26 protein-coding genes and 2 pseudogenes are annotated in these 24632 nt (G+C 72.5%); 12 read left to right on the top strand and 16 right to left on the bottom strand.

What is annotated here, in order from left to right:
- Window positions 1-202: 202 nt before the first annotated feature.
- A complete protein-coding gene (locus tag RM590_RS34260) occupies window positions 203-817 on the bottom strand; it encodes a hypothetical protein (RefSeq protein WP_311708717.1) in 615 nt (204 codons plus the stop codon).
- The gene (locus tag RM590_RS34255) at window positions 814-1398 is read right to left on the bottom strand and encodes an RNA polymerase sigma factor (protein WP_311708716.1); all 585 of its coding nucleotides are present in this window, start codon (window positions 1396-1398) and stop codon (window positions 814-816) included. The genes RM590_RS34260 and RM590_RS34255 overlap by 4 nt, the downstream gene beginning before the upstream one ends.
- A 136-nt stretch (window positions 1399-1534) precedes the next feature.
- Here RM590_RS34255 and RM590_RS34250 point away from each other — a divergent pair, with 136 nt between their 5' ends.
- Window positions 1535-1870, top strand: a complete 336-nt coding sequence (locus RM590_RS34250) for an ArsR/SmtB family transcription factor (RefSeq protein WP_311708715.1) — start codon at window positions 1535-1537, stop codon at window positions 1868-1870.
- Window position 1871: 1 nt separating this feature from the next.
- A complete protein-coding gene (locus RM590_RS34245; RefSeq protein WP_311708714.1) occupies window positions 1872-2582 on the top strand; it encodes a cation transporter in 711 nt (236 codons plus the stop codon).
- Window positions 2583-2615: 33 nt separating this feature from the next.
- Here RM590_RS34245 and RM590_RS34240 read toward each other — a convergent pair whose 3' ends face one another.
- Complete coding sequence (locus RM590_RS34240; protein ID WP_311708713.1) at window positions 2616-4010, bottom strand: FAD-dependent oxidoreductase; 1395 nt, start codon at window positions 4008-4010, stop codon at window positions 2616-2618.
- Between the two features lie 96 nt (window positions 4011-4106).
- Between RM590_RS34240 and RM590_RS34235 the strand changes: the two genes are divergently transcribed.
- The gene (locus tag RM590_RS34235; protein WP_311708712.1) at window positions 4107-4481 is read left to right on the top strand and encodes an ArsR/SmtB family transcription factor; all 375 of its coding nucleotides are present in this window, start codon (window positions 4107-4109) and stop codon (window positions 4479-4481) included.
- Between the two features lie 17 nt (window positions 4482-4498).
- Here the strand turns inward: RM590_RS34235 and arsB are convergent, their stop codons facing one another.
- Together arsB and RM590_RS34225 are read right to left on the bottom strand one after the other, a co-directional pair.
- A complete protein-coding gene (arsB, locus tag RM590_RS34230; protein WP_311708711.1) occupies window positions 4499-5602 on the bottom strand; it encodes an ACR3 family arsenite efflux transporter in 1104 nt (367 codons plus the stop codon).
- Complete coding sequence (locus RM590_RS34225; RefSeq protein ID WP_311708710.1) at window positions 5599-5913, bottom strand: ArsR/SmtB family transcription factor; 315 nt, start codon at window positions 5911-5913, stop codon at window positions 5599-5601. The genes arsB and RM590_RS34225 overlap by 4 nt, the downstream gene beginning before the upstream one ends.
- A 74-nt stretch (window positions 5914-5987) precedes the next feature.
- On the opposite strand from RM590_RS34225, the gene RM590_RS34220 reads away from it, so the two are divergent.
- The 3 genes from RM590_RS34220 (at window position 5988) to RM590_RS34210 (ending at window position 9513) form a co-directional block, all read left to right on the top strand.
- On the top strand, window positions 5988-6416 hold the full coding sequence (locus RM590_RS34220; protein WP_311708709.1) for an arsenate reductase ArsC: 429 nt from the start codon (window positions 5988-5990) through the stop codon (window positions 6414-6416).
- Window positions 6417-6564: 148 nt separating this feature from the next.
- The gene (locus RM590_RS34215) at window positions 6565-9000 is read left to right on the top strand and encodes a serine/threonine-protein kinase (protein ID WP_311708708.1); all 2436 of its coding nucleotides are present in this window, start codon (window positions 6565-6567) and stop codon (window positions 8998-9000) included.
- Between the two features lie 99 nt (window positions 9001-9099).
- Window positions 9100-9513: an RDD family protein gene (locus tag RM590_RS34210; RefSeq protein WP_311708707.1), complete on the top strand. Its 414-nt coding sequence runs from the start codon at window positions 9100-9102 to the stop codon at window positions 9511-9513.
- Between the two features lie 16 nt (window positions 9514-9529).
- Here RM590_RS34210 and RM590_RS34205 read toward each other — a convergent pair whose 3' ends face one another.
- From RM590_RS34205 to RM590_RS34180, 6 genes and pseudogenes are all read right to left on the bottom strand, one after another.
- Window positions 9530-10000 (bottom strand): MarR family winged helix-turn-helix transcriptional regulator, encoded by a 471-nt coding sequence (locus RM590_RS34205; RefSeq protein ID WP_311708706.1) that lies wholly within the window; start codon window positions 9998-10000, stop codon window positions 9530-9532.
- A gap of 9 nt (window positions 10001-10009) precedes the next feature.
- Window positions 10010-11071, bottom strand: coding sequence for an alkene reductase (locus tag RM590_RS34200; RefSeq protein ID WP_311708705.1), 1062 nt, complete (start codon window positions 11069-11071; stop codon window positions 10010-10012).
- 28 nt (window positions 11072-11099) lie between these two features.
- A complete protein-coding gene (locus RM590_RS34195; protein ID WP_311708704.1) occupies window positions 11100-11891 on the bottom strand; it encodes a cupin domain-containing protein in 792 nt (263 codons plus the stop codon).
- 32 nt (window positions 11892-11923) lie between these two features.
- Window positions 11924-12954: pseudogene (locus tag RM590_RS34190) on the bottom strand (NAD(P)/FAD-dependent oxidoreductase); the annotation flags it as partial.
- Between the two features lie 75 nt (window positions 12955-13029).
- Window positions 13030-14226: a sensor histidine kinase gene (locus RM590_RS34185; protein ID WP_311708703.1), complete on the bottom strand. Its 1197-nt coding sequence runs from the start codon at window positions 14224-14226 to the stop codon at window positions 13030-13032.
- A gap of 7 nt (window positions 14227-14233) precedes the next feature.
- Window positions 14234-16363: an MMPL family transporter gene (locus RM590_RS34180; protein ID WP_311708702.1), complete on the bottom strand. Its 2130-nt coding sequence runs from the start codon at window positions 16361-16363 to the stop codon at window positions 14234-14236.
- A gap of 945 nt (window positions 16364-17308) precedes the next feature.
- On the opposite strand from RM590_RS34180, the gene RM590_RS34175 reads away from it, so the two are divergent.
- Entirely contained in the window at window positions 17309-17818 is a 510-nt protein-coding gene (locus tag RM590_RS34175) for a hypothetical protein (RefSeq protein ID WP_311708701.1), read from the top strand.
- A 6-nt stretch (window positions 17819-17824) separates the two neighbouring features.
- On the opposite strand, the gene RM590_RS34170 is transcribed toward RM590_RS34175, so the two are convergent.
- From RM590_RS34170 to RM590_RS34155, 4 genes are all read right to left on the bottom strand, one after another.
- Entirely contained in the window at window positions 17825-18382 is a 558-nt protein-coding gene (locus tag RM590_RS34170) for a CGNR zinc finger domain-containing protein (RefSeq protein WP_311708700.1), read from the bottom strand.
- Entirely contained in the window at window positions 18376-19119 is a 744-nt protein-coding gene (locus RM590_RS34165) for an SDR family oxidoreductase (RefSeq protein WP_311708699.1), read from the bottom strand. Before RM590_RS34165 ends, RM590_RS34170 begins: the two co-directional genes overlap by 7 nt.
- 40 nt (window positions 19120-19159) lie before the next feature.
- A complete protein-coding gene (locus tag RM590_RS34160) occupies window positions 19160-19546 on the bottom strand; it encodes a DoxX family protein (RefSeq protein WP_311708698.1) in 387 nt (128 codons plus the stop codon).
- A gap of 74 nt (window positions 19547-19620) precedes the next feature.
- Window positions 19621-19980 (bottom strand): MerR family transcriptional regulator, encoded by a 360-nt coding sequence (locus tag RM590_RS34155; RefSeq protein ID WP_311708697.1) that lies wholly within the window; start codon window positions 19978-19980, stop codon window positions 19621-19623.
- Window positions 19981-20076: 96 nt separating this feature from the next.
- On the opposite strand from RM590_RS34155, the gene RM590_RS34150 reads away from it, so the two are divergent.
- Genes RM590_RS34150 through RM590_RS34140 form a run of 3 tightly spaced genes read left to right on the top strand, consistent with a single transcriptional unit; the run spans window position 20077 to window position 21865 of the window.
- The gene (locus tag RM590_RS34150) at window positions 20077-20922 is read left to right on the top strand and encodes an alpha/beta fold hydrolase (RefSeq protein ID WP_311708696.1); all 846 of its coding nucleotides are present in this window, start codon (window positions 20077-20079) and stop codon (window positions 20920-20922) included.
- A gap of 10 nt (window positions 20923-20932) precedes the next feature.
- Entirely contained in the window at window positions 20933-21499 is a 567-nt protein-coding gene (locus RM590_RS34145) for a 3'-5' exonuclease (RefSeq protein WP_311708695.1), read from the top strand.
- Between the two features lie 42 nt (window positions 21500-21541).
- Window positions 21542-21865: a TetR family transcriptional regulator C-terminal domain-containing protein gene (locus RM590_RS34140; RefSeq protein WP_311708725.1), complete on the top strand. Its 324-nt coding sequence runs from the start codon at window positions 21542-21544 to the stop codon at window positions 21863-21865.
- A 6-nt stretch (window positions 21866-21871) separates the two neighbouring features.
- Here RM590_RS34140 and RM590_RS34135 read toward each other — a convergent pair whose 3' ends face one another.
- On the bottom strand, window positions 21872-22609 hold the full coding sequence (locus RM590_RS34135) for a hypothetical protein (protein ID WP_311708694.1): 738 nt from the start codon (window positions 22607-22609) through the stop codon (window positions 21872-21874).
- A 171-nt stretch (window positions 22610-22780) separates the two neighbouring features.
- Here RM590_RS34135 and RM590_RS34130 point away from each other — a divergent pair, with 171 nt between their 5' ends.
- Together RM590_RS34130 and RM590_RS34125 are read left to right on the top strand one after the other, a co-directional pair.
- Window positions 22781-23866 carry an ABC transporter substrate-binding protein gene (locus tag RM590_RS34130; RefSeq protein ID WP_311708693.1) on the top strand — a complete coding sequence of 362 codons (1086 nt, stop codon included), beginning with the start codon at window positions 22781-22783 and terminating at the stop codon, window positions 23864-23866.
- Window positions 23863-24390, top strand: a pseudogene (locus RM590_RS34125) (FecCD family ABC transporter permease); the annotation flags it as partial. The gene RM590_RS34130 and the pseudogene RM590_RS34125, both read left to right, overlap by 4 nt.
- Window positions 24391-24632: the final 242 nt, after the last annotated feature.

The raw sequence follows: 24632 nt of genomic DNA, 5'->3' as shown, positions 1-24632 counted from the left end.
ATCAAAGAAGGCGCAAGGAGGTGCGCCCCGCAGATGTTGCGGTCATCGGCGACACCTCCGTTCACTTCGCTGGTCGTTCAGCCCGATCGCTGGGCGCTGGCAGTGTACCTCCGTGACGGACGCACGGCGGAAGCGCCGGCGCGGACACCGTTCGCACCGGCCACCCGTCAGGTCGGGGGCCGGTGCGAACGGGTGCGCGGGGCTACTCGCAAGTCGTGTCGGCGTACACGGACATGACCATGATCCCGTTGCTCTCCGTGTCGAGGATCACCGTGTCGTGCACCTCCAGCGTCACGATCCCTTGGCCCGGGCTGTCTCCGGCACTGGCATCACCGTGGATGAACACTCCGCCGAGCGCCTCCCTGCGGACGCCGTCATCCGCCGTCGGCGGGTCGCCGTCACTCGTCCCCGGTCCGACGTACTCGATGACCGGCTCGTCGCGGAGGGACAGCGGCGTGTACTCGTCCTCGCCGCACTGGAGAACCGCCTGGGGGTCGATCAACGTCGACAGTCCGGCCTCCTCCAGATCGTCCGCCAGGTTCCGCATCGCTTCCCGGCTCGAGATCGCGTCGAGGTCCGGGATCGTCAGGGTGATGGAACCGTCGGGGTTGTGCTCCATCGCGTAGGCGGGGGTCGCTCCGGTGCCGGGCAGGCCGGCGATCACGGCACCGGTCACCGCGGCCGCGGCGGTCGCGCCCAGGGCGATGCGGCGGGGCGTGACGAACCGTCGGGGCGCGGGCGTGGGCTGTGCGGCGGCGGCGAGGCGGACCTCGCGCCGGAGTTCGACGAGCAGCCGGTCTTCGAAGGTCGTGGTCATGCGTTGCTCCCTGCGTAGGCGATCTCGGGTGTGGTCCGGCCGACGGCGCGCAGCCTCTTGCGGGCGCGGTGGAGGCGGACCCGGGCGGTGGTCTGGGGGACGCCGAGTGCGGTGGCGGCCTCGGAGACGGTGAGTTGGTCGACGACGATGAGTTCGAGAACGGCTCGTTCGCCCTCGGGCAGGTCCGCCAGCGCGGCCAGGGCGCGGCGTCCCTCGGTCTCGGCGATGAGCTTCTCCTCCAGCCGCGCGATGTCGTCGGGCTCCAGGAGGCGACGGCCGGCGATGCGGCCGTTGAGGACCGACTCGCGGGCGGTACGGCGGCGTTCGGCCGAGGTGATGTTGCGGGCGATGCCGTACAGCCAGGCGATCTCGCTGCCGCGCTGTGCCCGGTAGGTGTGCCCCGAGTCGATCACCGCGAGGAACACCTCGGCGGTGAGGTCGGCGACGGTGTGCGGATCGTCGACGCGGCGCGCGACGAACCGCGTCACGGCGTCGATGTGGCGCCGGTAGAACTCCTCGAAAAGCTCCGGATCCCGGGCCGCCGCGGCCGGGCCACCGCGGCTCCTGGTGAATGTCTTCACGTGCCGGCTCTCCTGTCCTCGTCCTGCCTTACATCTCTACTTGGCAGAACTCGGCGAAAGCGTTACCGCCCGGCGCGCGGCCGTTCCGGACAGTCCATGGTTTTCTGAATTCAGCGATACGTGTACTGTCGTGGGCATGCTGACCCTTGCCTCCGACGTCGCGGTGCTGACGCGGTTCGGCCGTGCGCTCGCCGATCCGATCCGCTGCCGGCTGCTGCTCGCCCTGCGAGAGGCCCCGGCCCATCCTTCCGACCTCGCCGAGGCGCTGGGGATTTCCCGCACTCGGCTGTCGAACCACCTGGCCTGCCTGCGGGATTGCGGCCTGGTCGTCGCGGTGCCCGTCGGCCGCCGCACCCGGTATGAGCTGGCCGACGACCGGCTCGGCCACGCCCTGGACGATCTGCGCGCCGCCGTGGTCGCGGTCGAGGCGGACCGGACCTGCCCGGACGCGGAGACGAAGGGGTGCTGCTGAGGTGGCCGCCGAGATATCCATAGGCCCGGCCCCGGCCCGGCGTGTCGCGCTCGCCAGGCGCATACGGCTGCTGGTCGTGGCCACCATCGCCTACAACGTCGTCGAGGCGATCGTCGCGATCACCGCCGGCACCGTCGCCTCTTCCACCGCGTTGATCGGTTTCGGCCTCGACTCGGTCGTGGAGGTGGCCTCCGCCACCGCGGTCGCCTGGCAGTTCGCCGCGCGCGACCATGCCGTGCGGGAGGCCCGCGAGAGAACGGCGCTGATGATCATCGCCGTCTCCTTCTTCGCGCTCGCCGCCTGGGTCGGCCTCGACGCCGCCCGCGCGCTGGCGGGCGCCGGCGAGGCCGAACGGTCGGTGCCCGGCATCGTGCTCGCCGCGCTGTCCCTGGCCGTGATGCCGTTCCTCTCGGCCGCTCAACGCCGGGCCGGGCGGGAACTCGGTTCCGCTTCGGCGGTCGCCGACTCGAAGCAGACACTTTTGTGCACGTACCTGTCCGCCGTGCTCCTGATCGGCCTGATTCTGAACGCCACGCTGGGCTGGTCGTGGGCGGACCCGTTCGCCGCCCTGGTCATCGCCGCCATCGCCGTTAAGGAGGGCCGTGACGCGTGGCAGGGCAAGGGCTGCTGTGCGGCACCCGCCGCCGCGATCCCCGCCCCGCGCGGCGACGCGGACTCCTGCGGGTGCCGGCCCGGCTGCGACTGTTGCTGACGGGGGCCCTGTCCGGCTGGGCGCCGGGGCCGGTCACGAGCCGCAGCAACCGCCCGCCGGGGGCTCCTGGTTGACGGTGGCGGGGGCGCCGAGCTGGACGAGCTGTGGTTCGGGCGCGGCGCAGCATCCGCCGGCCGTTCCGGTGTTCTCGGGTGTTGCCTGCTCGAAGAGGCCGGCGCCGCCGCACACCCCGGTCTCGGGCAGGGTGAGTTCGACCCGCTCGGCTGCTTCCCGGTCGCCGGCGAGGGCGGCGGCGATGGAGCGGACCTGTTCGTAGCCGGTCATGGCCAGGAAGGTGGGGGCGCGGCCGTAGGACTTCATCCCGGCCAGGTACAGGTCCTGTTCGGGGTGGGCGAGTTCGCCCGCGCCGTGGGGGTAGACGGTGCCGCAGGAGTGCTGGTTGGGGTCGATCAGCGGCGCCAGCGCGACGGGCGCGGAGAGGCGTTCGTCCAGCCCGAGCCGCACCTCGGACAGGAACGTCAGGTCGGGGCGCAGGCCGGTGAGAACGATGACGTGGTCGACCGGTTCGCTGCGGCGGCCGTCGTCCGCGACGAGCACCAGGTGGTCGTCGCCGTCTCGTTCGACGGCGGTGGTGCGGAAGCCGGTGAGCGCGTCGGCGTATCCGTTGTCGACGGCGGCCTTGGCGGCCAGTCCGAGGGCGCCGCGGGCGGGGAGCTGGTCGGCGGTGCCGCCGCCGAAGGTGGAGCCGGAGATGCCGCGGCGCAGCACCCACACCGCGTGGGTGCCGGGTTCGGCCTCGGCGAGCTCGGCAAGGCCCGCGAGGGCGGTGAAGGCGGAGGCTCCGGTGCCCACGACGGCGGTGCGCGTTCCGGCGTAACGCGCCCGGGTGGCCGGGTCGTTGAGGTCCGGGACGCGGTAGGTGATGCGGCCCTGGGCGGCCAGGGCGCGCTCGCCGGCGGCGGGCAGACCGTCCGCGCCCAGCGGGTTGGGGGTGGCGAAGGTGCCGGAGGCGTCGATGACCGCCCGTACCGGGGTGCGCGCCTCACCGCCGTCGGCGGTGGTCGTGTGCACGGTGAAGGGCTGCTCCTCCCGGCCCGAGTCCACGACGCGGTCGCGTCCGGCGCGTGCCACGCCGGTGACGGTGGTGCCGTAGTGGACGCGCTCGCCCAGGGCGTCGGCCAGCGGCTGGAGATAGTGCTCGGCCCACTGCGCGCCGGTCGGGTAGTCACCGGCCTCGGGGCGGGTCCAGCCGGTGGGGGCCAGCAGCTTCTCCGCGGCCGGGTCGATCAGTTCGCCCCAGGTGGAGAACAGCCGCACGTGTCCCCACTCGCGCACCGCCGCCCCGGCGCGGGTGCCGCGTTCGAGGACGAGCGGTTCGATGCCGCGCTCGACCAGATGGGCGGCGGCGGCGAGACCGATGGGGCCGGCGCCGATGACGGCGACGGGCAGACCGGCGGTGTATGGCATGGGTCAGCACTCCTCACGGCTCTGTATCGACGTTTGTCGATATCCCTCGATGCCTGAGAGCTTGCAGCACGCATCGACGAGTGTCAACATAGACGCATGTCGAACTCTGAGACGGTGGGACTCCCGGTGCTCGAACCGGAGGGCGCGGCGGTGCCGTGCTGCCCGCCGCTGACAGCCGGGGAGCTCTCGGTGCGGGACGCGGAACGGATGGCCGCGATGTTCAAGGCGCTGTCCGATCCGGTGCGGCTGCGCCTGTTCTCCAAGGTGGCCTCCCACCCGGGCGGCGAGGCGTGCGTGTGCGACATCCAGGACGTCGGCGTCTCCCAGCCCACGGTCAGCCACCACCTGAAGAAGCTGCGCGAGGCCGGGCTGCTGACCTCCGAGCGCCGCGGCACCTGGGTCTACTACCGGGTCGCCCCCTCGGTCGTGGCCGCGATGTCCGCCATGCTCGACCTGCCCGCCACCACCTGAACGCCGGCGCGCGGCCGTCAGCCCCGCGCCGCGACGTACCGGCGGCGCAGGGCGAGGGAGACATACACCAGCGCCACCAGGACGGGGACCTCGATCAGCGGGCCGACGACGCCGGCCAGGGCCTGGCCGCTGGTGACGCCGAAGGTGCCGATGGCCACCGCGATGGCCAGCTCGAAGTTGTTCCCGGCCGCGGTGAACGCCAGGGTCGCGGTGCGGTCGTACGGCAGCCCTGCGGCCCGGCCCAGTGCGTAGGACCCGAACCACATCACCGCGAAATACACCAGCAGCGGCAGCGCGATCCGCGCCACGTCCCACGGCTCGGAGGTGATCGTGTCGCCCTGCAGGGCGAACAGCACAACGATCGTGAACAGCAGCCCGTACAGCGCCCACGGCCCGATCCTCGGCAGCACCTTGCCCTCGTAACGCTCCCGGCCCAGCCGCTTCTCGCCCAGGCGGCGGGTGGCGAACCCGGCGACCAGCGGTACGCCGAGGAAGACGGCGACGTTCAGCGCGATCTCTCCGGCGGAGATGTCGAGGTGCTCGCCCTCGCCCAGGCCCAGCCAGTTGGGCAGCAGGTCGAGGTAGAACCAGCCCAGCAGGCCGAACGTCAGGACCTGGAAAACGGAGTTCAGCGCGACGAGAACGGCCGCGGCCTCGCGGTCCCCGCAGGCGAGGTCGTTCCAGATGATCACCATGGCGATGCAGCGCGCCAGCCCGACGATGATCAGGCCCGTGCGGTACTCGGGCAGATCCGGCAGGAAGATCCAGGCCAGGGCGAACATCACCGCCGGCCCGATCAGCCAGTTGATCACCAGGGACGATGCCATCAGGCGCCGGTCGCCGGTGACGGTGCGCAGGCTGGCCGCGTCGTAGCGGACCTTCGCCAGCACCGGATACATCATGACCAGCAGGCCGATCGCGATGGGCAGCGAGATCCCGCCGACCTCCAGGTCCGCCAGCGCGTCGTCCAGCCCGTCCACCACCCGGCCCAGGAGGAGCCCGGCGGCCATGGCCGCGATGATCCACACCGGCAGGAACCGGTCCAGCGTGGAGAGCTTCGCGACGATCCCGGCCTCCGCCGGCCGCGCGGCAGCGGTGGTGGGGGTGTCGGTGGTGGTCACGGGCAGGCCCGCTTGCGATTCCGGCCGGCGGTCTCGCGGGCGGTCGCGGCCAGGTCCGTGAACTGGCCCGCCAGCGTCTCGATGACCTCGGGCCGCAGCCGGTAGTAGGTGAACCGGCCGCACGGCTCGGTCTCCACCATCCCGGCCTCGCGCAGCACCCGCAGATGGTTGGACAGGTTCGTCTGCTTCGCGCCGGTCTCCGCCACCAGGTGCGTCGTGCACAGCGTCTCGCGCGCCAGCAGTGTCACGATCCGCAGCCGGAGCGGGTCCGCCAGCACCCGGATCAGGTCAGTGTCGACTGAAGTCAGCATGCGCTGATACTCTCACGTCAGTCGGCGCTGACACCAGCCTCGGCTGATGCCGTCTGCCGTGAAGGAGTCAAGCGATGTTCCCTCCCCTGCCCTCCCCGGCCGCCTCGGTGCTGTTCGTCTGCGTCCACAACGCCGGCCGCTCCCAGATGGCCGCCGGCTTCCTCACCCACCTCGCGGGCGACCGCGTCGAGGTCCGCTCCGCCGGCTCCCTCCCGGCCGACCAGGTCAACCCCGCCGCCGTCGAAGCCATGCGGGAAGTGGGTATCGACATCTCCGCCGAACAGCCCAAGATGCTCACCGCCGAGGCCGTGAAGGCGTCGGACTACGTCATCACCATGGGCTGCGGCGACGCCTGCCCCATCTTCCCCGGCAAGATGTACCTCGACTGGCAGCTCGACGACCCCGCCGGCCAGGGCGTCGAAGCCGTCCGCCCGATCCGCGACGAGATCAAGAAGCGCATCGAGGCCCTGATCGCCGAGATCGACGCCGAGCAGGTGGCCTGAGCCCCGTCGACAACCGCACGCCGGTGACCTGCTCCACCGAAGCCCGCTCACCTTGTCACCTGGGTCCCGGTCGGCCGGGTCGTGGTGGTTGGGTAGGTGTTCGTACGTGTGAACTCGCGTGTGGGCACTGGGCGATGAGGGGACCGGCGTGGAGACGTTGAGGGCGGGGGACCCGGAGCGGGTAGGGGCGTTCGTGCTGCGTGGCCGGCTGGGTGCCGGCGGGATGGGGGAGGTGTTCCTGGGCCGTTCACCGGGTGGGCTGGCGGTGGCGGTGAAGGTCGTTTATCCGCATCTGGCGGGGCAGCGGGAGTTCCGGCGGCGCTTCGGCCGGGAGGTGGAGGTGGCACGGGCGGTCAGCGGGGCGTTCACCGCTCCCGTGGTCGCCGCCGGCCCGGATGACGACCCGCCGTGGATCGCGACCGTCTGCGTTCCCGGTCCCGACCTGGCCGAGGCCGTCGCCGAGGCCGGGCCGCTGCCGGAAGGCTCGGTGTGGCCGCTGGCGGCCAGGCTCGTGGAGGCGCTCCAAGCCATCCACGCCGAGGGACTGCTCCACCGTGATCTCAAGCCGTCGAACGTGCTGCTGGCCGCCGACGGGCCCCGCGTGATCGACTTCGGAATCGCCCGGACCCTGGAGGGCACCGCTCTGACAGGCACCGGCCAGATCGTCGGCACGCCCGGTTTCATGTCCCCGGAACAGATCGAGGGCGGCGAACTGGGCCCGGCCAGTGACGTCTTCGCCCTCGGAGCGGTCGTCGCCTTCGCCGCCACCGGCACGGAGCCGTTCGGCCAGGGGCCGCCCCTGGCGGTCCTCCACCGCGTCGTCACCGGCGAGCCGCACCTGGACGCCCTCCACGGTCCGCTCCACGAGCTGGTCGCCGCGTGCCTGGCCAAGAACCCCGACGACCGGCCCACCCTCCCGCAACTGCTCGACCGGATCACGTCGCACTGGGACCCGCCGGACCACTTCCCCGTCACCTCCCCCTGGCCGGCCGCCGTGACCACCCTCATCGACCGCCGGACCACACCCCCGACCGCGCCGTACACCGAACCCGGCGCCCCCACCCCACGCCACGCCGCCCCCACCGAAACGGCGCCGGGCCGGGAGGACCCGGCCGGCCAGGACGAGGAGGCCGCCGCGGACTCCGGAGACGTGCCGGGGCCCGACCATCCCGACACCCTGGCCGCCCGTTACGAGCACGCCTGGGACCTCGGGGAGGCGGGAGAGTCCGAAGAGGCGGCGCGTCTGCTGGCCGAACTCGCCGCCGACCGGGCACGCGTCCTGGGGCCCGACCACCCCGACACCCTGGCCGCCCGCCGTGGCCACGCCTGGCACCTCGGCCAGGCAGGGAAGTACGCCGAAGCGGCAGAGCTGCTGGCCGAACTCGTCGGTGACTCCGCGCGCGTGCTGGGGCCCGACCACCGGGACACCCTGACCGCCCGCCATGGCCACGCCTACCAGTTCCTCCAGGGCGGAGAGATAGCGGAGGGCACACGTCTGCTGGCCGAGCTCGTCGGTGACTGCGCACGCGTGCTGGGGCCCGACGACCCCAAGACTCTTGAGGTCCGTGCCACGCTGGCCGCGCTCAGAAACCTGACGAGTGATCCGGCGGCCGCGGTCGCCGAGTACGAGGACCTGCTCGCCGACCACGTCCGCGTCCTGGGCCCCGATGCCCTCCAGACCCTGGCTGTCCGTACCGACCTCGCCGAACGGCAGGGTGAGGCGGGCGACCGCGCCGGAGCGGTCGCCACGCTCGACGCTCTCCTCGCCGACCATCTGCGGGTGCTCGGCCCCGACCATCCCCGCACCCTGAAACTGCGGTCACTGCTCGGCGGCGCGAAGGCGAAGGCGGGTGACTACACCGGAGCCGAGGCGGCTCAGGAACTCGCGGTCGCCGAGCACGTGCGGGTGCTGGGCCCCGACCACCCCGACAGCCTCAGGGCACGCCGCCGCCTCGTCGACGTGCGAAGCGAGCGGGCCGAGCTGGAGAACGGGAAGGACGACCCCGCCCGGGCCGCGGTGGAGTACGAGCGCCTGCTCGCCGACCACCTGCGGGTCCTGGGGCCCGACCACCCCGCCACCCTCGATGTCCGGGGCGACCTCATCTCCCTGCGGGGAGAGGCGGGCGACCCGGTCGGCGCGGTCGCGGCCTACCGTGAGTTGCTCGCCGACGTGTCGCGGGTGATGGGGGCGAACCAGATTGACGTGCTCGCGGCGCGTGGCACCCTCGCCGATCTGCTCGCGAAGGCGGGCGACCTGGCCGGGGCCGTCGCGGCGTACGAGGAACTGCTCCACGACACCCGGCGGCTGTGGGGGGCGGATCACCTCATGACGCTCCTCGTCCGCGCCTTCCTCGCCGACGCGCGGGGGCGATCGGGTGCCGAGGTGGCCGCGACCGCCGCCGCGTTCGAGGAGGTGCTCACCGACTGCCTGCGGCTCCTGGGCCCGACCGCTCCCCTCACCCTCGCCGTCCGCGACTACCTCGGCGGCCTGCGGGAGCACGCGGGCGACCCGGTGACGAGCCACCCCGACCTGGGCGAGCTCTACAAGGCCCACGAGCGGGCCGCCCGTCGCGCCCCCGCGTAGCCGCCTCCCGCTGTCGCCGTTCCGTGACCGGACCGGCACCGAAGTGTCGGCGTCCGCCCCGTAGGTTCCCGGCATCGAACGAAGATCGGGGGACATGACATGACAGTGGTACAGGAGGCCGACGAGGGACGGCTGGTGCTCGCGACGGCCACCGACGTATTGCTCACGTTGGGGATCGGGTTCGTCGGTGCGCGGGCGCTCGCGGTGGAGGACCTGGACTTTCTGGGGTACTTGCTGCCGTTCGTCGGCTGCGCGCTGGCCTTCTCGTTCGTCAACCATGTGTTCGGCATGTGGCTGTGCCGCGCCAGCGTCGGCAAGCTGCTGTGGGGGCTGCGGGTGGTCCGGGTGCGCGACGGGGGGCGGCCCGGGTTCTGGCGGGCGGTGGGCCGGTGGCTGGTCGGCTATGTGCTGTTGGTCCTGATGATGATGGTCGAGGACGGCGGCGGCGTGGGGGAGGCGTGCGGCCTGCGCACCGTGCGCCGGCGCGACCTGCGCCGCTACAGCTATCACTGAAGCGGCGCGGACGGTCTCAAGTCCCCTCGTGGGCACGGTCCTTGATCGCTCGCTCGATCTTGTGGGCCGTGGCGACGAACGCCTCGATCTCGTCCGGCTCCAGGTCCTGGACCGAGATCTCCTCCAGGGTCGCCCACAGCGCCGCGATCGGCTTCCGCAGGGCGCGGCCCTTGTCCGTGAGCCGAACGACCACCGCTCGCCGGTCGTGTTCGGCCGGTTCGCGGGTGAGGAGGCCGGCGTCCTGCATGCGGCGCAGGGACTTGGAGACGGTCGAGTGGTCCAGGCCGACGCTCTCCAGGAGTTCGGACTGGGTCTGGCCGTCCCGGTCGAGCAGTTGCATGAGGAGTAGCTCCTGCCCCGGGTGCAGTCGCACGTCGCGGAGCATGGCCGCCGCGTACCCGCGGTGGGCCCGGGCGAGCTGGAACACCGCGTAGCTCAGTCGCCCGTCGCGCGCCGTGCTCGGTGTCCTGGCCGCGGGGTCGGTCATCGCTGTTCCTCAGGGGATATGGACGGGGTAGTCGGTGTAGCCCTTCGCGTCGCCGCCGTAGAAGGTGGTCCGGTCGGGGGTGTTCAACGGCGCTCCGGAGCGTACCCGTTCGACCAGGTCGGGGTTGGCCAGGGCCATCGCGCCGACCGTGATGGCGTCGGCGCGCCCGTCGGCGATGTCCTGGGCGCGGGTGGGGATGTCGGCGCCGGCCCGGTTGAGGAGCAGCGCGGTCGGCCACAGTCCGCGCAGGACGTCCAGCCCTTCCTCGTCGCCGAGGTGGAGGATGTGCAGGTAGGCCAGGCCGAGCGGGGCGAGGGCGCGCACGAGCGCCGGGTACAGCTCCCGGGTGTCGCTCTCCTCGATGTCGTTGGTCGGGTTGCCGGGGGAGAGCCGGATGCCGGTGCGGCCGGGGCCGATCTCGTCCGCCACCGCGGTGGCCACCTCCACCGCGAAACGGATGCGGTTGGCGAGGGAGCCGCCGTAACGGTCGGTGCGGTGGTTGGTGTTGGTGGCCAGGAACTGGTGGACGAGGTAGCCGTTGGCGGCGTGGATCTCGACGCCGTCGGCGCCAGCCGCGACGGCGGCCGCCGCGGCGCGGCGGAAGTCCTCTACCGTCGCGGCGACTTGGCCGGTGGACAGCGCACGGGGCTCGGGCATCTCCTGGGGACCGGACGCGGTGAACATGGTGCCGGCCGGCCGGACCGCCGAGGGGGCCACCGGCTGCCGGCCGTGCGGGGTGTTGCCGGGGTGGGCGATCCGCCCGGCGTGCATGAGCTGGATGACGAGCCGTCCGCCGGCCGTGTGCACGGCGTCGGTGACCTTGCGCCAGCCGGCGATCTGCTCGTCGGAGTGGATGCCGGGGGTCAACAGGTAGCCCTGGCCGTCGGGGGAGGGCTGGGTGCCCTCGCTGATGATGAGCGCGTTCGAGGCGCGCTGGACGTAGTACTCGGCGTTCAGCTCGGTCGGGACGCCTTCCGGGGTGGACCGGTCGCGCGTCATCGGGGCCATGGCCAGGCGGTGCGGCAGGGGGATGTCGCCGACGGCGATCGGCGTCCACAGGGCGTTGGGCATGAGAGTTCTCCTTCGGTGGGCGGGGTGGTCAGCGCGGCGGGCCGACGACGACGTTGCCGTACAGCCCGGCGGCCTCCGCGAGCAGGGACTTGGGAATCTCGAAGCCTTCCGGCCGCGGCTCGGCGAGGTCGCGTCCGGCGTGGCGGAACATGCCCTCGATGCCGCCCGGGGTGGCGATCATGAGGAGGTCGGCGCGGTCCGAGGTGATGCGGTAGGAGTGCGGAACGTCGCGCGGCAGGTAGACGATCCCGCCCTCGCGCAGCTCGTGCTCCTCCTCCCCGGACCACACCAGCGCGGTGCCCTTGAGGAGCAGGAACACCTCGTCCTCGCGGGTGTGCAGGTGGAACGGCGGGGCCTCGCCCCTGGCGACGTCGAAGCGGCCCACGGTCAGCCTGCCCTCGGTGGCGTCCTTGCCGAGCAGCACGGAGAACGTTCCCCCGTCGAGCCATTCGAGCTTCTGCTGCTCGGGCTGCGCCAGATAGGCCATGGTCATGAGGGTCTCCCTCCCATCGGCCCGATTATGTGGCCGACCAATCAACAGCGCGGCCCCGCCGACCGGTCCCCGGCCCAGCAGCACATAGAGCGGCATCGCGGCCGCCAGGGTCACGGTGATGACGAGCACGGTCCGGTGCGGAGCGCGCGCCAGCGCGGCGCCGGCGAGGAAGTTGCCGGCCATGCCCGCCAGGCCGAACCCGAACAGCAGCGGGCCGACGAGTCGTTCATCGATCCCCGACAGCCTCTGCAGCGCCGGGCTCACAAACGTGTAGGCCGCGAAGTGGCCGGTCACGATGAGGAACGTCGCGAGGATGCCGGCGCGCACGCCCGGGTTGCGGAACTGCTCCGCCAGGAGCCGCGGCCGCCCAGGTAGAGGCTGATCGCGACGTCGTTCCGGCGGGCGAACTGGAAGATGCCGGCCCGGCGCCCCAGGCTGATGCACTGACCGGCGAACGCCACGCTGACGGGCGCGGGCTGGTGGCCCGCGATCCGGCTGAGCACGGTGTCGGCCGCCCGCGGACCCAGCTGCACCGCGGACTGGCAGCTCATCCGGTATGGCAGGTCCGACGGCGCCGCCGCGTCGCCGGCCGCGACGACGCGCGCGTCGTCCACGCTGGTCAGCGTCTCGTCCGTGCGCAGGCGGCCCAGCGCGTCGGTGCTCAGCCCGCTGCGCGTGGCCAGGTCCGGCACCCCGAACCCGGCGGTCCAGATGGTCACGTGGCTCGGCACCTCGCGGCCGTCACCGAGCCGCACGGCGTCGCGCGTGACAGCCGTCACCTCCGTGCCGGGGCCGTCGAGCACGGTCACCCCAGCCCGGCCAGTCGCCGGGCGACGAAGCGCCGGCCCCGCGGGTGCAAGTACGGGCCGAGTTCGCCGCCGCAGACCAGCGTCACGGCGCGGCCCTGCTCCGCCAGCTCGGCGGCGGTCTCGATGCCGGCCGGACCGGCTCCGACAACGGTCACCGGGGCCGTCGCGGGCGCGGCGTCCAGGGCCGGCCGCAGCCGCTGCGCCTCCTCCAGGGTGGCGATCGGGTAGGCGAACTCGGCCGCCCCGGGCACCCGTTGGCCGGCGCTGCCGCTGCCCACCGCGTAGATCAGGTAGTCGTAGCGGACCGTGCCGCCCGACGCCAGCGTCACGCCGCGCCCGGCCGCGTCGATCCGGGTCGCGGTGTCGACGACCAGCCGGACGCGTTCGCTCAGGATGTCCCGGTAGTCCGTGACCGCGTCGTGGGACCCGCCCACCAGTTGGTGCAGGCGGATCCGCTGGACGAAGGCGGGGCGCGGGTTGATCAGGGTCACCGTCACATCGTCGCGCCGCGTCAGGCGATTGGCGGCCAGGACGCCGGCGTATCCGCCGCCGATCACGATGACATCGGTGTTCTCGGCCATGGTGTCTCCTCCGTTTCCAGGGGTTCGGCCTCAAGACACCGCGTCATCGGGCGCTGTAACAGCGTGTGAGTCAGATCACTCCGGCGTGGTGGCGGCGGGGAGGTGGGCGGTGACGGCGAAGCCCGGGCCGTCGTCGCGCGGGGCGGCGGTGAGGGTGCCGCCGATGCTGCGGGCGCGTTCGCGCATGCCGGCGATGCCGAAGCCGGATTCGCCGTCCGGGGTCTCCTGCCGGGCGCCGCCGCCCGAGCCGTCGTCGACGACGCCGAGGCGGAGCGCGCCGCCCTCATTCAGGACCGACACGTCGATGGAGACGTCGGGCCCGGCGTGGCGGACGGCGTTGGTCAGCGCCTCCTGAACGATGCGGTACGCCGCCGCGCCGGTGACCGGCGGGACCGGGCCGCCCGCGTCCAGGCTCAGCCGCACCTTGGCGCCGGCCGCCTCGGCGGCGCGCACGAGGCCGGCGATGCCGCCGAGGTCCGGCAGGGGGTCGTGGCCGCCGCGGTCGGGGTCGTCGCCGCGCAACACCTGGAGCGTGGTGCGCAGTTCGGCGCGGGCCTCACGGCAGGTCTCGGCGATGCTGTCCAGGGATTCGGCGAGCGCGGCGCGGTCCAGGCGTTCGGGGGCGGCGATCAGGAGGTGGGAGGCGACGGAGGTCTGCACGCCGATGAGGGTGATGCTGTGGGCCAGGAGGTCGTGCAAGTCGCGGGCGATGCGCAGCCGTTCCTCGGCGACGCGGCGCGCGGCCTCCTCCTCGCGGGTGCGCTCGGCGCGTTCGGCGCGCTCGCGGATGGCGGCGATGTACTGGCCGTGCCAGCGCACGGCCTCGCCGAGCACGATGGGGACCAGGAACCAGCCGGAGATCCGCAGCATGCCCGCGCCGGTGTCGGTGTCGTTCAGCCAGACGACGACGATGACGACCGGGATCCCGGCGACCAGCGCGAGGCTGCGGCGCGGCGTTCCCGTCGCGGCCACCGAGAAGAGGGCGACTCCGCTGGCCAGCAGCGGCGCGGTGTGGGAGTAGCCGAGCCCGTGATAGGGCTGCACGACGCACGCGTGCGCGAGGAACACCGCCAGGGGGGCGCGGCGGCGCCAGGGCAGCGGCAGGATCGCGCCCGCGAGGAGCAGCCAGCCGGTGAGGTCCAGTTCCTCGCCGTCCGGCGCGGCGACCGCCGCCGCCAGCGCGCAGAACGCGCCGACGGCGGCGGCGATGACCAGGTCGTGCCGCGGGACACGGGTGACCGCGCCCCGCGGCAGTGGGAGAGCCCTCACCATGCGGCCATCATCCGGCTTCGGCACCGGACTTGCGGGAGAGGGGACCCGGCGACCACACGCGGCGGCCCAGCAGCCAGCTCGCGGCGGTGACGATGTAGGTGCGGACCAGGAAGGTGTCGAGCAGCACGCCGATCGCGACGACGAAGCCGATCTCGATCATCATCACCATCGGCATCGACATCAGCACCCCGAACGTGGCCGCCAGCACGATGCCCGCCGAGGCGATCACGCCGCCGGTGGTGCGCAGCGCGGTGAGCGCGGCCTGGCGGGTGTCGAGGCCATTGAGGTTCTCCTCGCGCATCCGGTGCATCAGGAAGATGCCGTAGTCCACGCCGAGCGCGACGCCGAAGACGAACGTGATCAGCGCCATCGACGGGTCGACGCCCTCGAAGCCGAAGACCGAGGAGAACAGCAGGCCGCCCAGGCCCAGGGCCGCGCCCCACGAGGCGACGACGGCGGCGAGCAGGATCACCGGCGCGGTGACGCTGCGCAGCAGGGCGATGAGGATCAGCAGTACGATGCCGAGAACGAGCGGGATGACGAGCATCCGGTCGTCGTCGTTGGTGCTGGCGAGGTCCATCTTCTGGGCCGTGGAACCGCCCACCGCCGCCTCGGCGCCCTCGATGTCGGCCAGGCCGTCGCGCAGCGCCTCGATGGTGGCCTTCTCGCCGTCGGACTCGGGCGGGTCGCTGGCGTAGACGCTGAGCTCCGTCCAGCCGTCGCCGCTGCGGCCGGTCTCGACGTCGGCGACGCCCTCGGTCGCGTTGGTGGCGTCGACAACGGCGTCGGCGTGGTCGCTGCGCGCCATGACCGTGATGGGCTGGGCGTTCTGCTCCGGGTACGCCTCGGCCAGGTGTTCCATGGCGGTGATGGATTCGGGGGTGTCGACGAAGGAGTCCTCGTTGCTGAGGGTGCCGGGCATGTTGAAGTTGCCCAGGGCCAGCGCGCCCATCAGCGCGACGCCGCCGGCGAGGATGGCGACGGGGCGGCGGGCGATCGAGCCGCCGACGCGCGCGAAGTAGCCCCGCTCGGCGTCGGTGCCCTCGCTGCCGAAGGCGGGGATGAACGGCCAGAACACACGTCGTCCGCACAGCACCAGCACGGCCGGCAGCAGGGTCAGCATCACCGCGAGCGCGCAGACGACGCCCGCGACGCCGACCGGGCCGAGTCCGGCGGTGCTGTTGAGGTCGGCGGCCATGAGGCAGAGCAGGCCGGCGGAAACGGTGGCGGCGGAGGCCACCAGCGCCGGGCCGCAGCCGCGGACGGCGGCCAGCATCGCGTCGTAGGGGCGCTCGTGGCGGCGCAGTTCCTCGCGGTAGCGGGCGACCAGGAGCAGGGCGTAGTCGGTGCCGGCGCCGAAGATCAGCACGGTCATGACCGCGCTGTTCATGCCGTTGACGGTGACGTCCATCGTCTCGACCAGGCCGTAGACCAGCCCCTGGGCGGTCATGACGCCGACGCCGACGCACAGCAGGGGCAGCAGCCACAGCACGGGGCTGCGGTAGGTGAGGATCAGGAGAACGGCGACGATGGCGGCGGTGGTCAGCGTCAGGGTGCCGTCGATGGAGGAGAACACCTCGTCGTTGTCGAGGTCCAGGCCGCCGGAGCCGCCGACCAGCACGGTCAGGCCGTCCGGAAGACCCCCGGCGACGCTCTCGCGGATGTCGCGGACGGCTTCGATGCGTTCTTCCTGTTCGGCGAAGCCGCCGATGACCAGCGGGTACATCTCGGTGGTGCCGTCTTCGGAGGGGATGCCCCGCGGCGCGGCGTCACCGGCGAGTTCATAGGTGGCGGCGATGTCGCCGACCTGGGCGCGGGCCGCCTCGCGGTCGGCGTCGGTGAGGCCGGCGTCGCGCTCGTAGACGAGGATCACCTCGGCGGCCTCGCCGCCGGGGAGGCCTTCCTCGATCTGCACGACCTCGGTGGAGTCGGCGCTCTCCGGCAGGTAGTCGACGGTCTCGTTGCTCTGGACCTCCTCCACCTTGCCGCCGAACGGCGCGGCGACGGCGAGCAGACCGACCCAGAGGGCGAGGATTCCCCACAATATGGCCCGGCGGCGGCCGGGCGGCGGAGCGGGAGGGGGTTCGGGCGGGGGCGATTGGCGGTTCGGCCCGGTGTCGAGGCTGACGGCTCCCATGCGGGGCTCCTTCGTCGTCTTCCGTGGATGCCCCTCCAGGCTCCCGCCGGAAAACGGCGGATCCATCGGCCGCCGGAGCGAACTCGGCGCTACTGCGGACGGCGGCGTGGAACGGGCGCTACTCCCCCGGGAGTACATCCGCGGAAGGCCGGGGCGCGGCCGGCGAACGAACGGCCCGGCCTCGGCGGGCCGTTCGTTCGCCTCACATGCCGTGTGATCAGGTGTAGGCCGAGACGGGGATCGCGAAGTCGTATCCCGCGGCGGTGTGGCCCCAGATGTAGTCATAGGGGCAGAGGCCGTACTCGCCCCGGCCGGCGTAGCCGTTGTAGAACAGCACGGAGCACTTGAAGCAGAACCGCCATTGGTGTTGCGTCCACGCCGGTTCGCCGATGTCGTGCGGCAGCAGGAACTGCCGGGGGTAGCCCCCGGGGTGGAGGTAGCTGTGTGCCCCGCCCGCCGGGCATCGGAGCGCGGTGCTGGGGGCCCAGTAGAGGCCCGCGCACCGGTAGCAATGCCGCCAGTTGGCCTGAGTTTGGCGTCCTCGCCCGTGCCAGCGGCGTCCAGGTTGTAGGTGAGCCGGAAGGTCCAGCCGGCGGCCTGGTGTCGGCCGCCGTTGCGCGGGCAGAGACTCTCCTGGACCGTGAAGTCGAACAGGAACAGCCCGAAGCAGTTCACGCAGAACCGCCAGCCGTCCAGTGTGTAACGGGTTTCCGCGGCCGCCTCGGTGGGCGCCACGACGGCTTCGGCCGCCGCGGCCGACAGGCCGAGCGCGACGGCGCAGCCCAGGAGGGACCGGCGTGGTAAGCGCCTGGTGCTGGGTGCTTCTTGTATGAGCCCCCTTCTCCACACTTATTCAGATAAGAGCCCATTGATTGAACCATGTGTGGAGACGGCGGGAGGCTGGTTGGGGGAATTTGTGTCCGCAGTGGGGACGTTGGTGGGCTCATGAGTGACCGGGCGCGGGGCTACCGATACGTGGGGCCGGCCGACGTGAGGGCCGTGGTTCGGCCCGGTGCCGAGGGGCGCCCGATCCGTTCACCGGCCGACTTCGAGAGCTGGGTCGGCGAGCGATCGGCGGACGAGCTGGCCGAGCCCTTCACCTTCGTGGTGGACCTGGACGGGGTGCTGCGGCTGGCGGCGCGGCGCAGCGAGCATGTCGCGTGTGCCGGTGGCGGTCGTGTGCTGAGCGCCGGCGAGATCGGCTTCGGTCGCGAGGGCGGTGGCTGGACGGTCGACGAGGTCAGCAACCACTCGACCGGCTACTGCCCGGATGTGACCTCCTGGCCGGCGGTCGCGCAGGCGCTGGACCGGGTCGGCCTCGGGCGTCCGTCCGGCTTCACGCACGAGGTGGTGTTCCGGCGCTGCCCCGGCTGCGATGAGCACAACATCGTGCGCGAGGACGACTTCTCCTGCGTCTTCTGCGGTGGTGACCTGCCCCGGGTGTGGAACGTGTGAGGTGATTCAGGCGCCGCGGCCCTCCGCCGTGGCCGAGGCGCGTCTGCGGGCGCGGTAGGCCGCGGCCTTGACGCGGTTGCCGCACTCGTCCATTCCGCACCAGGTGCGCCGCGCGCCGCGCGAGCGGTCGAGGTAGACGCGGGTGCAGCCCGCGCGGCCGCACTCCTTGAGGTGGGCGTCGGCGTCGGCGAGCACGACGATGCCGCTTCTGGCTATGTGCGAGAGCACCGCGCGGAGGTCTCCCGACATGCGCAGCCCCGCGTCGCCGAGTTCGACCGTGGGCACCGGCCCGGCCGCCATGGCGTTGACGATCTCAAGGCTGCCCGGATCGAAGGGCCGGGCGAGCACGCGGTCGAGGGCGAGTCGGTAGGTCGCCTCGCGCAGGGACAGCGCGGACTCGAAGGTCGTCGAGTCGGCGGTGACGCGGTCGGGGAGCCCGTCGCACGCGGCCACCCACCGTTCCAGGTCGGCGGGCGCGGCCAGGAGCCGGCCGGCCGGCGATCCACCGACCGGCTCGGATGCCTTCGACTGGCGGTTCGACGGACTGGACGAGTTGGTCACCACGGTGCGGGCCCGAGGCGGTCGATGAAGATCCCGGTCGGGCCGTCGGCGTCGATCGTCGCGAGCCTGACGATCGAGTCGGTGCCCTCGGTGACGGTCAACTGGCCGGTGTGACGGTTCATATCGGTGGCGGCCCATGTGCGGTTGGCTATTTCCCCGGGCGTGGCGATGTTGAATTTGATCTCCGGAATCGCCTGGGCATAGCGGACGGTGATCATGTTCAGCGCGGCCTTCGACGAACTGTAGGCGAGTTCGTGCATTTTCGAGATGGGCTGCTCAGGATCGGTCACGACCGAGAACGACGCGCCGCCGCTGGACACCATCACCACGCGCGGATTGTCCGCCGCCCGCAGCAGCGGAAGGAACGCGTGGGTGACCCTGATCGGTCCATAGACGTTGGTGTCGTAGACGGAGTGAATCTCGTCGGCTGTCGCGTCCGCGGGGGGAACCGCGTTGCCGGGCGCGCCGGCGTTGTTGATCAGCACGTCCAGCCGGTCGGTGTGCTCCCGAACGAGCCGGACGGCGCCGGCCACCGACTCGTCCGAGGTCACGTCCAGCGGGACCGGCACCACGTTCGCGCCGCCGGCGGTCAGCTTGTCGGCGGCCGCCCGCCCGCGGCCCTCGTCGCGCGAGCCGAGAAAGATGGTCCAACCCCGCTCCCCGAGCCGCCGGGCCGCCTCGAAGCCGAGTCCCTTGTTGGCTCCGGTGATCAGTGCCGAGGTCTGTTCCGAGTTCGTCATGCCCTCTAAGACGAGACACGCGGCCCGGCTGTGACGCGTATCAGCCGGTGAAGGACTCGGGGCCGAAGCGGCCCCACGCCACGAAGGCGGCCAGGCCGAGATAGAGCAGGTCGCCCACGACCGTCATCCGCTCACCGCGGCGGAGGCGCGTGAACGCCGCGCCGGCGAACAACAGCACCGCGCCGGTGGCGGCCAGCGGCACCAGGACCGGCGCGATGTCCAGGACGGCGGGCAGGATCAGGCCCACCGCGCCCAGGAATTCAAGGGCTCCGATGGCCCTCAGGGCGCCGGGGCTGAAGTCCTCGACCCACTTCGAGGCGTCGCCCAGCATGCCGGCCATCGTCTCCTTGGGCACGAACATCTTGGCGCTGCTGCCCAGCAGCACAACGGCCAGCAGTCCGGTGACGATCCACAGTGCGGTGTTCACGCGTCTCTCCTTGGTGGCATTCGTGCGAGGTCCGAGACCGAGACGAATGCCGGGGGCGACTTGTGACATGGCCGCTACTGTTCCCCGGGACCGGCGGCGATGACCTCGTCGAGCAGGCTCTGCGACGTCTGGAGATCCCTGATCGCGTGGGTGATGCGCTGGCGTTCGCGCCGCAGCTCGGCCACGAGATCGGGGCAGACGGGGGCCAGGGTCGGGCCGTTGTCCCGGACGCAGGGGAGGACCCTGCCGATCGTGGCCGTCGTCAGACCGGCCGCGAGCAGCGCGCGGATGCGCCTGACCGTGTCCACGTCCGCTTCGCCGTAGACCCGGTAGCCGCTCGGCAGCCGCGTCGGCGCCAGCAGGCCCTGCGCCTCGTAGTAGCGCAGCAGCCGCTCACTGACCCCGGTACGGCGAACCATTTCCCCGATACGCACGTGAGCCGCACCTCATCGCATTGACTCTCACACCGATGTCAGAGTTTAACGTCCGGGGTGATCGGTCCCTTCCCGAGAACCCGAAAGAGAGACGCCATGTCCACTGTCCTGCCCTCCGCCACCCTGGGGCGCGTGGTGCGCGGCACCGGTCCGGGGCTGCTGCTGGCCCACGGCGCGGGCGGCGGCATCGACGCCAACTACGGGCCCATCCTGGACACGCTGGCCGAGCGGCACACGGTGGTGGGGCCCGACTACCCCGGCACCGGCCGCACCCCGCGCGCCGATGCCCCGCTCACCCTCGACGGCCTGGCCGACCAACTGGTCGCCGCCGCCGTCGAGGAGGGCCTGGAGTCGTTCGCCATCGCGGGCTACTCGCTCGGCACTGCGGTGGCCGTCCGGGCCGCCACCCGCCACCCCGAACGCGTCACCGCGCTCGTCCTCACCGCCGGCTTCGCGCACCTCACCCCCCGGCTCCTGCTCGCGGCCCGGCTCTGGCGCGACCTGTACCGCGCGGACGAGCGGGAGCGCCTGGCCGGAGTCATGTCCCTGCTCTGCCTCGGCGCCCCCGCCGCGGACGCCATGGCGGGGGACGAACTCGACGCGGCCATCAAGGCGAGCGCCGCCACGATGCCGCCCGGCACACCGGAGCACCTCGACCTGCTGACCGACGAGGCGGACGTCCGGGACGACCTCGCCGCCGTCGCCGTGCCCACCCTCGTCATCTCCACCACGCTGGATCACCTCGTCACCCCGCACCACCACCGGCAACTGGCCGACGCCATCCCGGGGGCGCGTTACGCCGAAATACCCACCGGCCACCTGCCGTTCGTGGAACGCCCCGCCGAATGGGCCGCCCTCATCGGCGACTTCCTCGCCGACAGCCAGGTCGCCGCGAGCGCGGCCCGGGGAAACGGAGTGCCGGACGGCGCGGGGACTCTCTAGGGTCGGCGGCATGGGAACGGCCGGTGAGCTGCTGAACGTGGTGGACGTCGAGGCGACCTGTTGGGCCGGGCAACCGCCGGCCGGGCAGGTCGGCGAGATCATCGAGATCGGGCTGACGGTGGTGGACCTGGCGGCCCGCGAGCGGCGCGGCCGGCATCGGATCCTGGTGCGGCCGGCCAGGTCCGAGGTCAGCGCGTTCTGCACCGAGCTGACCGGGCTGACGCCGGCCGAGGCGGAGCGGGGCGTGTCCTTCGCCGAGGCGTGCCGGCTGCTGGCGGCCGAGCACCGGGCCGGGGAGCGGCCCTGGGCGAGTTGGGGCGACTACGACCGCAACCAGTTCACCCGCCAGTGCCAGTCGACGGGCGTGCGCTATCCGTTCGGTCGTCGGCACACCAACGCCAAGCTGGCGTTCACGGAAGGGTACGGCCTGCGCAAGCGCCCCGGCATGGACCAGGCCCTGAGGATCGCGGGGCTGCCGCTGGAGGGCTGGCACCACCGGGGCGAGGACGACGCGTGGAACATCGCCGCGCTCGTCCTGGACCTGGTGGGCCGGGACGCCTGGCCGGACGGGACCTGAACCGGGGAGCCGCGCCTACAGCACCACGGGCGGAGATCCGTCCTGCCCGAACTGGCGCACCGGCAGGTGACCACCGGCAGGCGGCGCCAACTCGCCCGCTACGACCTGGCGTTGGAGGCGACGCGGCGGCCGGAACTGCGGCGGATCTACGACGCGTTGGGGCGCGGCTTCCGCGAGGGCACGACCGTGCTGATGGAACGGGCGGGATCGCGCGGCGCGGCGCGGCACGGCCGGCCGCTGGTCGCGTTCGTCGACGGCCTGGTCTTCGACGCGATCGCCGGGGCCGGGCCCACGCCGAGCCGGGAGGAACTGCGGCTGGTTATGGCGGAGTTCCTGGCCGGGATGCTGGGACGGGACGTTCCGTGACGCCCGTCAGACGACCTCGATGAAGCCGATCTCGCCGTTCTCGTCGACAACGACGGAGTGGTCCCGCCAGACCGGATTGCCCTCCGCGTACTCATCGAGGTACTGACACCGGAACCCCGTGTAGTGCTGCCGGCCGAAGTCGGCGACCGGCACGACGGTCACGTCCGGTATGTCACTGCACCGCTGCTGGGTGCGCCACCCGTTGAAGCCGGTCCAGAACTGGCCCCGGACCGCCTGCGCGGTGAGCACGGCGTTGTCGGGCGTGTACGTGTAGCTGAAGATGCCGGGCCCGTCGTCGACGGTGACCGACCAGCGCACTTCCTCGCCCGCGTACCGGACCACGCACGTGGCCGTGTCCCCACCGCCCAGTTCACCGCCCTCGCACTCGCCGCTGGTCTCGGCCCAGACCCCGGCCATCAGCACCGTGTCCGTCCGCAGCGTGTGCAGGACGTCCTCCGTCAACGACGCGTCGTCCGGGGGAGCGGGCAGGCGTTCCTGGAGGGACTCATACGTGATGAGTTCGGAATCGGCTTCGGTGACCTCGACGGGCAGTTCCTCGCCCACCGGGGACGGCTCGGCGGAGGGACTACCGGCCCCGGAGGCGACGGATTCCTCGGCGTTCGGCGGCTGATCGCCGGAGTCGTCGCCCACGCACCCGATGGCCGACAGCCCCAACACCAGTGCCGCCACCGACACCTTGGCGACCCGCGCACCCGCCGAGGCGTCCCCTCGTATCCCGTGCATCTCACGCCTCCCCGCCGCGCGGCCCACACAGCCGATCGACTCGCACCGCACTCATCATCCACCGGACCGCCCGGGACCCCTCCCCGGAACTACCGTGCCCCGCCCGCCGACTACTGCGGACGGCGCCCCGGGAAGATCACCGGGGCCGGAAGCGGGTGAACGGTGCGAAGAGTGAGACGAACAGGGGCGCGTCGCCCGGTGGCCCTCGGCTGCGCCCTGGCGCTGACCGGGCTGCTCGCGGCGTGCGGCGGCGGCCCGGACAACGAGCGGGTGGGCGGCGGGACTTACCGAAACGGGTTCCCGGTCACGGTCGAGGACTGCGCCGGGCAGGAGACGACGATCGACGCCGCGCCCGAGCGGATCGTGACCAGCAACGCCGCCAGTCTGGAACTGCTGTTGCGGCTGGGAGCGGGGGACCGGGTGATCGGCACCGGCTTCCCGCCCAGCGCGGGGGCGCTGCCCGGGCAACTGGACGAACAGGCGCGCGCCGTGCCCGTCCTGGGCGAGGGCGTCATCGACCGTGAGACGCTGCTGGGCTCCGGCGCCGACCTCTACATCGACACCTTCGCGGCCACCGGCGCGCTGGGGGGCGCGGCCGGGTTTCCCACCGAGGAGGAGTTCGCCGCGGCGGGCATCGCCCATATGTTCCTGCTGTCCACGGCCTGCGCCGGAACGCTCGACGGCCCCCGCGAGGACCTGTCCGCCGTGCTGGAGGACATCCGGCGACTGGGGGCCGCGACCGGCACCACCGACCGGGCAGGGGAGCTGGTCACCGACATGACGCGGCGACTGGACGCGGTCGAGGCGGCGGTGGGCGGCGTTCCGGCGGACGAGCGCCCCACGTACTGGATCTTCGACCACGACGCGGGCACCGAACGGCCCATGGCCGTCTGCAACCGCCAAGTCGCCCACGCCGTCCTGACGTTGGCCGCGGTCACCAACGTCTTCGGGGACTGCGACACCGACTTCCGGCCGTCCTCCTGGGAGGACGTGGTGAGCGCCGACCCGGACTGGATCCAGCTCGCCGTCCGGAACCGCGGTGACGCCGCCGCCCTGGAGGCGGCCTTCGACGAGGCCGAGGAGTTCCTGCGCACGCACCCCGCCACGCGCGGCCTGACCGCCGTGCGGGAGGGCCGGTTCCTGCGCATCGGCTCGGAGGTCACCACCATCGCCGGGGTGCGCAACGCCGAGACCGTCGAGACCATCGCCCGCGCCGTCCACGCCGACCGGTTCCCGGCGGCCGGCGAGGACCGGTGACCACCCGGGGCCGGGTGCGGCCCGCCGTGCTCGCGCCCGTGCTGGGCGGGCTGCTGCTCCTCGCGCTGACCGCCGCGGTGAGCCTGGGCACCACCGACATCCCGTCGGACGACGTGTGGCGGATCGTGGCGCGGCGCCTGGCCGGGCGGCCCGCGCGGCCGGGCACGGACGAACTCATCGTGTGGCGGCTGCGGGTGCCGCGCGCGCTGCTGGCCGCGCTGGTCGGCGCGGGGCTCGGCCTGGTGGGCGCGGCGGTGCAGGCGATGGTGCGCAACCCGCTGGCCGACCCGTATCTGCTGGGTGTCTCCAGCGGCGCCTCGCTCGGCGCGGTCGCCGCGCTCGTGCTGGGCGCGGGCGGCGGCGGGCTGCTGGGTCTCGGGCTGTCGGCACCGGCGTTCGCGGGGGCGCTGCTGGCGTTCCTGCTGGTGTGGGCCGTCGCGCGGCGCGGCCAGGGCTTCTCCCCGCTGCGCCTGGTGCTGGCCGGCGTCGCGGTCGGGCAGTTCCTGTCGGGCTTCACCGTGTTCTAGCCAGGAAGCTCGGGGCTTCAGCCCCGGGAGGAATGGCTTCCTTGGAGCGGAGCCGCGAAGCGGCGGAGTTCTCATCGTTGTGCTCTGACGGCAAGTTGATCTCCGATGGTCAGTCGTACTGGCGTGTTCTGCGTGAAGATCGTCGCGCAGGTGAAGTTGTTGCCCGCGTCCGCCCATGACGCGGACGCACTGGCGGCGACCCTGCGTGCCTGCAACCGGGCCGCGAACCATGCTTCTGA

The organism is Streptomyces litchfieldiae, assembly GCF_031845365.1.
GTDB classification, from domain to species: Bacteria; Actinomycetota; Actinomycetes; order Streptomycetales; family Streptomycetaceae; genus Streptomyces; species Streptomyces litchfieldiae.
This window is presented reverse-complemented; position numbering and strand designations above follow the sequence as displayed.